Genomic DNA, 7284 nt, shown 5'->3' with positions numbered 1-7284 from the left:
CGTCCAACACGCTCTGGATCTCGGCCGGTTCGACGCGGTGGCCCCGCACTGCGACAGTGCGGGGCTTCGTCGTGGGCGGGCTCCCGCCGGCGGTTCAGTCTTCGTCGCTGTCCGCCTTGCCGGTCTTGCGGGCCTCCCGGGCTGCCAGGATGCGATCGAGGACATCGTTCCCGAGGCCCTCGGGGTCCTCCAAGAACGCGTCAACGAGAGCCCTCATGATCTCCACCGCCTTCGCGTTCTCGTTGTAAATCCCCCACACCCGTAGATCCCGGTACTTGTCGGGGTCCAAGTCGAGGGTGGTCTTCGCCGGATCGTCCTTCTTGCCCGCGGTCTTGCGTGCCGTCCGCGCGGGTGCGGAGGATGCGGCCCGCTTCCGGGCTGCGGGCTTCGCGGGGGCGACCGGGGGTGTCGGATCCTCGAAGGTGCCGGCCCCGGGCTCCGCTGTGACAGCGCCTCCGAGCGTGCGGGTACTGCGCTTCGGCGGGGTGGATTTCGCGGACTCAGACACTGGTCAACTCCTTGTCGATCTCATCCATCAATGTGTTGTATTCCGCGAGATCCGAGGGGACGTGGCCGGCGGATTCCGAGTAGTACAGCCACGTAGTGATCTCCGTGGTTGCCACGGGGAAATCGTTTTCTTCGAGTTCGGCCCGCGTCTTCCGAAGGATCTTCGAGTTCTTGACCACCTTTGTGAGGAGGATCATCACGTGTACGGGCCTCGGGTTCTTCGCGGCTCCCACCTCGGCCGCGGAGAACGTCGCCGGAATGCGCCACCCGTCCGCGTCGGAGGGGGAGATAGGCATGATTACCAAATCGGCTTTGCTTACTGCCTCCGCAAAACCTACCGCGGCGGCCCCGCCCATGTCGGCAATGACGATATCGAATTCTTCGAGGGCTTCTGTTATCCGCTGTGCGATATCGTCGTACGGATACCGCTCAACCGTGATGGGGACTTTGTATCCGCGTGCTTTCGCTTTTGTTGCCCACGTGAAAGCGGTTTGGCTCACCGCGTCGCCATCGAGGATCAATACCCGGTATCCGCGAATGGCCCACCACAGCGCAATGAACCATGCGGTGGTGGTTTTTCCGCTTCCACCTTTCAGCATCCCCACGACGATGACGCGGACCCGTTTGGCCAGTGCTTCCGGCTTGGTCTCGACTGTCATGGGTTCACGGTACGCGACAACCCCGTGATCCCGTAGCAACGGGGATGTATCGCCCCGTGTTCGCACGAACGACCGAGCCCCGCCCCCTGTGGCTACGGGGCGGGGCTCGGTCCTACGGGGCTCCTAGGCTGGTCAGAGCGCTTCTAGCGATCGGATCGGGCGCCCGATGCTCTGGGCGAATTCGATCTCTTTACGCGTCGACTCACCGACGTACCCACCAGGGTTGATCACGAGTACTTCGTCCGCGTCGCGGATCTTGTCCAAGTGGAGCCGATCGAGTGCGGTCTTCACGCGCTCGCGGTCCGCCTCCGTCGCCCACAGCGGGTGGGGCTCCTTCAGGTTGCACGCGGGCGCGAGCACGATCCGACCGGCAACGGACTCCGCCCGATTCGCCTCCTGCATTTCGGCCTCGAACCGCATCGACCCACACAAGACCACTTTGATCGGTCGCATTTCTTCCGACATCACTTCGACTCCTTCTCAGGCTGCTACAGCCATTTCGGTTTGCTCGGGGAGCCGGCCCCAATGGGTGCCGAGAATCTCCGCCTCGGCCTCGATCGGGACACCCCTGAACGTGGTGGTCATGACACTTTCGACGATCTTGCAGACACGCGCGGCCTCGGCCGCGGGGACTTGCAAAATCACTTCGTCGTGGACATAGAGCCACAGTTTCGCGTGCATTCCGTACCGGGTCACCAGGGTGTATACCGCGGCCACCAGAAGATCACGCGCTGTCGATTGGATCGAGTAATTCGAATTCGCGTACGGCCGTTGCGGGTCCGCCGGAATCCGCCGGCCCGTGGCGGTGGTGACGATCTTCTGTCGCCCCAACCGCTTGCCGTATTCGATGACATTCGGATACGTCCGACGCCACTTGTCGATGACCCCTCGGGCGGTATTCAAGGTCACCCCGGTCTGTTCGGAGAGAGCTTTCGCCCCTCCTCCGTAAATGGTGCCGAACGTCGCCCTCTTACTGACATTGCGCTGTGCTTTCGTGAACTTCTCCCCGTACATGAATGTCGCGGTTGCGTCGTGGATATCAACACCCGATTCGATGACCGAGACGAGTCGGGGATCCCGCGCCAGTGCGGCGGCCACGCGCACTTCGACCTGAGAGAAGTCACAGGCGACCAAGACGCACCCGTCATCGGCTTTCAGGCAGTGCCGGAGACGTGGGTCTATCTTCTTCAAGGTCTGCAATGCGGGGCCGGTAATGGACATGCGCGCTGTCTTCGCGCGGAGCGTATTGATTGCCGGGTGAAGCCGGCCATTCGCATCGGCGCACGCGAGGAATTGCCGGAGATTCGAGATTACGTTCTTCGTCTCCGCCATACGGAGTCGGGACCGAACCAGCGATGCGACGATCTCCGGGTATTCGTGCTCCCCGGAGTCGATTCCCTTGACCAGTGCCCCGAGGCTATCGGCGGTGACCTTCAAACGGCCGGTCGCCGTGTAATCGTCGGGGCCACCCTTCACCCCTTGGGCCGAGAGCCAATCGGCAAACTTCGGGGAGTTCCCCGAGAACCGCAAGGCTTCCTTGATCGGTTGGTCCGCCCGTTCGAACTCCGCTTCGAACTCCGCCAACAGGGCTTGTGTATACGGGATATCGAGAGCAAGCCCGCGGATCGTGATCCCGGTCGATTGGGCCGCTAGCCACTGCTCCATGCGCACCAAATGCGAATACGGACCGCAGACCTCCAGAAGGATCGGGAGGAGCCGACGCACGTACACCGCATCGAGACCGGCGTACACCACGTAGTACTCATCCGTGCTCGGGATGTTGTTCCATCCCCACACGTTCCGGGCCTTCGGAGACCGGCAACCCCGGGGTGCAAGCGACTTCACCCGCTGCTGTAGGTCGTCCTCCGCGCGCCTGAGTCCGTCATCGAGGTGGCGCGCGGTGAGTTGCTTGAGACCGTGGCCGGCCCGTTCGTCCGGGTCGATCAGCTTCGACACCAGGTGTGAATCAATGACCCGTTGACCGAGCCCGATTCCGAATGCCGACCACAGCGCGAGAACATCGTAATTCGTGTGCGTGACAAACCGGAGGCTCTTGTCCTTCAGGGTCTCGACAATCGCTTTCCGGTGTGCGGGAATCAGGGGATCGAGAACCCACGCGGTATCCGTGCTCCCGAATTGAACCAGCCGGAGGCCCGCGTCTTTTCCGAAATGCCCGGGGCCACCTTTGACAATGGCGCGCCCCTCCACATCCAAACCGAGGACGCGTTCCGCCGCGACGAAGCGGCGGAACGCGTCCTTGTCGAGATCGTGGCCGGGTGCGTGGATCGTGTACGTCTGGCCGGCATAAGTCCGGCGGTAGACCACCCCGCCCCCGCACCGACGCATCATGCCGCGGCCCTCCCCGGGGCCGAGGCCGGCCGGCGGGCTTCGAGCTGAAGCCGGACTGCGCGCCCGATGTACTCCGTGTAGGCCGGCGGGAGGGCTTCGGCTATCTCGCGGCGAACGCTGGTGTGGGTGATCCCCATTGCGCGTTGCCACTCCGGCACGCTCCCCTTGCCCCCACCTTCCCCGTACACCGCCACGTACGGACCGGGGTAGTAGGTGCCGTGGCGCCACCCGCGCACGCGCCCGCGGTGGCGACCGTGCCGAGGCTGCGCCACCGTCACCCCGTGAAGCTCGAAAAGCCGATGCCTGATCACTTCGAGGCCCTCGAACATGTCCCCGCACAACATCAGATCGCGGCGGACCGAGGCGCCTTGTACGTTCTCGATCACGAACGGCACCCCCGCCTTCAGGAGTGCTTCGCGGATCGGCCCGATCAACTTCGGGTACTCGCGCCCCTGGTTGGTGCCCTTCGTGAGCGCGGTCTCCGATTGGCACGGCGGGCTTGCGTGGACGAAGTCGTACAGGTGGGCGAACTGTGCGGCGTACTCGATCGCGTCTGCCTGAACGAAGGTGGCGGACCGCGGATAGTTGGGCTGCGGGTCCTTGTCGACCCCGACCACGGTGAAGCCGGCCCGCTGGTATCCCACGGTCGCGGCCCCGGAGCAACTGAACAAGTCCAACATGATCACGACGCACACTCCCGGGGGTGACAGCGCGGGCACGTCCACACCAGGGGGACCGTGCCGAGGGTCATGGGCTGGTGGCACTGTTCGCAATCGAGGGCTTCGGGCATCGACACCAGCCCGAGCAACCATCCGTACTTGTCTCCGGCGAGATCCTCGGTGAGGGCCTCCGCCGGCGCCCCTATGTAGGGGAGGGAGTCGGCTTCACGGCGGGTGAAGGGCTGTGCCTCGAACAACCCGCCTTGCTCGAACTCCACCGCGCTAGCCGAACGCGGGTGGCTCGGTCTCGGGGCCGCTCCGGATCGCGCGGGGCTCGCTCGGGGTCTCGATGATCTCCGCGTCGATGATCTCCGGTTCCGCCCGAGCCGCGGCCGGCGCCTCGATGGCGACCGCGCGGGCCGGCGGGAGTGCTGCGCGTGCGGCCCACGCCTCCATGAGTCGGGCGGTGGTCTCCGCGCTCGCGCGGGCCGCGATCAACCGGGCATCGGTGGTGATCTCCACCGTGTCCGGCCGGCCGGCCTCGGTGAGTCCGCCGTGGGTGTGTCCGTATGCGGTGTAGGCGGCCACGGTGCCGGCGGCCCACAGGAACGCGACGGGTTGCCACGGGTCCACGTACGCCGCGACCGCGCCGATGGTGCACGTCGCTCCGGCGGTGGTGGCCGCCGCGGTGATCCCGGGGGTGCTGTTGCGGCCGGTCGCGGAGACGTAGGCGCCCGTGAGCGCGAGCATGCCGGCACTGCCCAACAGGGAGGCGGCCCCGATGTCGTGGGCCGCTCCGGTGTAGTGCCAGTACCGCGCGAGTCCGGCGAGTGCGGTGGTGGTGAGGCCGGGTATGAGGGTCCGCCGGCGCCGGAGGCACCAACGGGCGAAGCGACCCGCGGTGTTCGGGGTCGCGGCCATGGTGCCCGGGAGGGTGTGGGGGTGGTGTGTGCTGGTGTCGATCGAGATCATGGGGTGCCCCTTGTGGGTGTGGGGTTCGGGGCTGCGGGAGTTTTGACGGACACCGCAGCCCCGAACGCTTAGGGGGTGGTACCGGGTCAGCAGATAGCCGATGCGAGGGTGATGGCCGCCTTGTGCCATGCCTGATCGAGGTCATAGCCGGCCCTCGGGTCGGCCCGGAGCCACCGCCCCTTGCCCCGGGCGTGGGCGACCGCGGCCAAACTCCACGGCTTCGGGTCACCCCATCGGCCGGCGGACCGGTCCGCGTAGTAGTGCGTGAGGGCACTGAACCCGAGGGCCGCGACCGCACGGGCCGGCCGCACCCCGAGCCCGAATGCGCGGTCCGCGACCACCAGGGCGACCGCTTGGGTTGCGGTGTACGTGGCGACGTGGCGGGCGCACGCCACGCGGCCCGTACGCCCCTCCGAGCCCTTCGTGACAGCGTCGGAGTCTGCCTGAATCCAGTGGTCCGCGAATTCGTGAGAGGCAGTCAGAACGGCGTATACGGACGCGAATCGGGCTGCGCGGGAGATCGTCAACGGGTTCTCCTTCGGTGGTCGGGAGTGCGGAGATCCCCGCACTCCCGGGCTTCGGCGGTGGGTTCAGGCTGCGCGGAGGTGGCGGGGCTCGATCCCCTCATCCACCTCGGCCAGCAACGCGCGGATCTCCGGGAGGATCTGTGCGACCGCGTAGCGCAACTCCCACGCGGTGGTCTCGCGACGGTGCACGTTCTCGTTGACCGCGTCGCGGTGGGCGGAGATCGCGGTCTCGATCGTGGCGATACCGCGGCGGATGTCCTCGGTCCGACTGGTGGTGACGGGGGTCGGTGTGGTCATCTTGGGTGCTCCTGTTTCTCGTCTCGCGATGGGGAGGAGCGGTTCGGGTGCTGTCCCGTGGTTGCTGCCACGGAATCGACAGCACCCGAACCCATTGGGTGTGGCGGGGAGTTCTAGAACGGCGGTTCGTCGCTCTGGCCGGCGCCCGCGGACTCCGCGGCCCTCGGCTTCGAGGTGGACTTGCCGGCGGTCGCCTTGCTCGGGGTGCTCTTGCGGGGCGGCCCCGCCTTGTCCGTGCTGCGGTTCGCGGGGCGGTCGCTTCCGGCGCCGGTCGGCGGGGTCTTGGTGGCGGTGGCCCACGGGTCATCCGGCGGGGTGTTGAGTGCGGCTCGGGTCGCCTTCGCCACGGTCGCGGTCGCCCACATCAAGGACGGACCCACCTCATCCGCGGTGATCGCGAGCCGGTAGCGCTCCTCACCCTCGGGGCTCTTCCAACGGTCCGCCTTCACGGTGCCGGTCACGATCACGCGCATGCCCTTTTCGAGGCTCTCCGCGACGTGCTCCGCTTGCGTGCGCCACACGGTGACCGGCCAGAACGCGGTCTCCCCGTCGACCCACGTGTTGGTGGTCTTGTCGAAGTAGCGGGGGGTCACCGCGACGTCGATCCGGGCCACAGCGTCCCCGGTCGGGGTGAACCGGATTTCCGGGTCCTTCGTCAGATTCCCGATGATCGTGATGGGGGTGTTGTTCACGTGTCCTCCTCCGGACATGGATTGGATGGTGCGGAGGGGCGGTGATGCGGGTGCGGTGGTGCTGTCTGTGCTGCGCCCCGAGGGCCGGCCCCGCCCCCGCTGTGCGGGGTGTTGGGGTCGGGGCGGACCCTCGCGAAACAGATCAGGCTGCGTCTTCGCCGGAGAGGAGTCCCCGGTCGATCTCCTCGTTCAGGAGGTTGGCGAGTTCCTGAAGGTCTGCGGTCTTGCCCGTGATGCCGGCCACCTTCAGGCTTCGGCGGGAGACCTTTCGGGCTCCGGCTCGCAGAATGCCGCGCGCGGCCTCCCGGGCTTCACGGAGCCTTGCGGCCTTGTCCGCGGGGCCAGTTGTCGGTGCGGGCCTCGGGGTCCGGGGACGCGGGCTCACGTCTCCCCGTGTTCCCGTAGTCCCGTGATTCTTGCTGTCGGGCTTTCCCGATCGCGGGGTGTTCGGGATCTCGGCCTTCTCTGTCCCCGTGGTCCCCGACTCGATGGTCCCCGTGGTCCCCGACTCGATGGTCCCCGTGGTCCCCGACTCGATGGTCCCCGTGGTCCCCGACTCGATGGTCCCCGTGGTCCCCGACTCGATGGTCCCCGTGGTCCCCGACTCGATGGTCCCCGTGAC

At 66.7% G+C, this 7284-nt stretch carries 11 protein-coding genes; all 11 read right to left on the bottom strand.

Annotation, left to right across the window (positions count from 1 at the left end):
- Positions 1-94: 94 nt before the first annotated feature.
- Complete coding sequence (locus ABZ374_RS46250) at positions 95-508, bottom strand: hypothetical protein (protein ID WP_360324275.1); 414 nt, start codon at positions 506-508, stop codon at positions 95-97.
- Positions 501-1166, bottom strand: coding sequence for a ParA family protein (locus ABZ374_RS46245; protein ID WP_360324273.1), 666 nt, complete (start codon positions 1164-1166; stop codon positions 501-503). Before ABZ374_RS46245 ends, ABZ374_RS46250 begins: the two co-directional genes overlap by 8 nt.
- 132 nt (positions 1167-1298) lie before the next feature.
- Entirely contained in the window at positions 1299-1631 is a 333-nt protein-coding gene (locus tag ABZ374_RS46240) for a hypothetical protein (RefSeq protein ID WP_360324271.1), read from the bottom strand.
- 15 nt (positions 1632-1646) lie between these two features.
- A complete protein-coding gene (locus tag ABZ374_RS46235) occupies positions 1647-3491 on the bottom strand; it encodes a DNA polymerase (protein ID WP_360324269.1) in 1845 nt (614 codons plus the stop codon).
- A gap of 20 nt (positions 3492-3511) precedes the next feature.
- A complete protein-coding gene (locus ABZ374_RS46230) occupies positions 3512-4195 on the bottom strand; it encodes a DNA methylase (RefSeq protein WP_360324277.1) in 684 nt (227 codons plus the stop codon).
- A 2-nt stretch (positions 4196-4197) separates the two neighbouring features.
- Entirely contained in the window at positions 4198-4452 is a 255-nt protein-coding gene (locus ABZ374_RS46225) for a hypothetical protein (protein WP_360324267.1), read from the bottom strand.
- Positions 4453-4456: 4 nt separating this feature from the next.
- Positions 4457-5146, bottom strand: a complete 690-nt coding sequence (locus tag ABZ374_RS46220; RefSeq protein WP_360324265.1) for a hypothetical protein — start codon at positions 5144-5146, stop codon at positions 4457-4459.
- A gap of 86 nt (positions 5147-5232) precedes the next feature.
- On the bottom strand, positions 5233-5673 hold the full coding sequence (locus tag ABZ374_RS46215; protein ID WP_360324263.1) for a hypothetical protein: 441 nt from the start codon (positions 5671-5673) through the stop codon (positions 5233-5235).
- 63 nt (positions 5674-5736) lie between these two features.
- Positions 5737-5970: a hypothetical protein gene (locus ABZ374_RS46210; RefSeq protein ID WP_360324261.1), complete on the bottom strand. Its 234-nt coding sequence runs from the start codon at positions 5968-5970 to the stop codon at positions 5737-5739.
- Positions 5971-6083: 113 nt separating this feature from the next.
- Positions 6084-6662 carry a single-stranded DNA-binding protein gene (ssb, locus tag ABZ374_RS46205; RefSeq protein WP_360324259.1) on the bottom strand — a complete coding sequence of 193 codons (579 nt, stop codon included), beginning with the start codon at positions 6660-6662 and terminating at the stop codon, positions 6084-6086.
- A gap of 142 nt (positions 6663-6804) precedes the next feature.
- Positions 6805-7284 (bottom strand): hypothetical protein (locus ABZ374_RS46200; RefSeq protein WP_360324257.1); only part of this gene is annotated, 480 nt, incomplete at its 5' end.

Source organism: Embleya sp. NPDC005971, assembly GCF_040629175.1.
In the GTDB taxonomy this organism is placed as follows: domain Bacteria; phylum Actinomycetota; class Actinomycetes; order Streptomycetales; family Streptomycetaceae; genus Embleya.
Note: the sequence above shows the minus strand (reverse complement) of the source record. Positions and strands in the feature narration are given on the sequence as shown.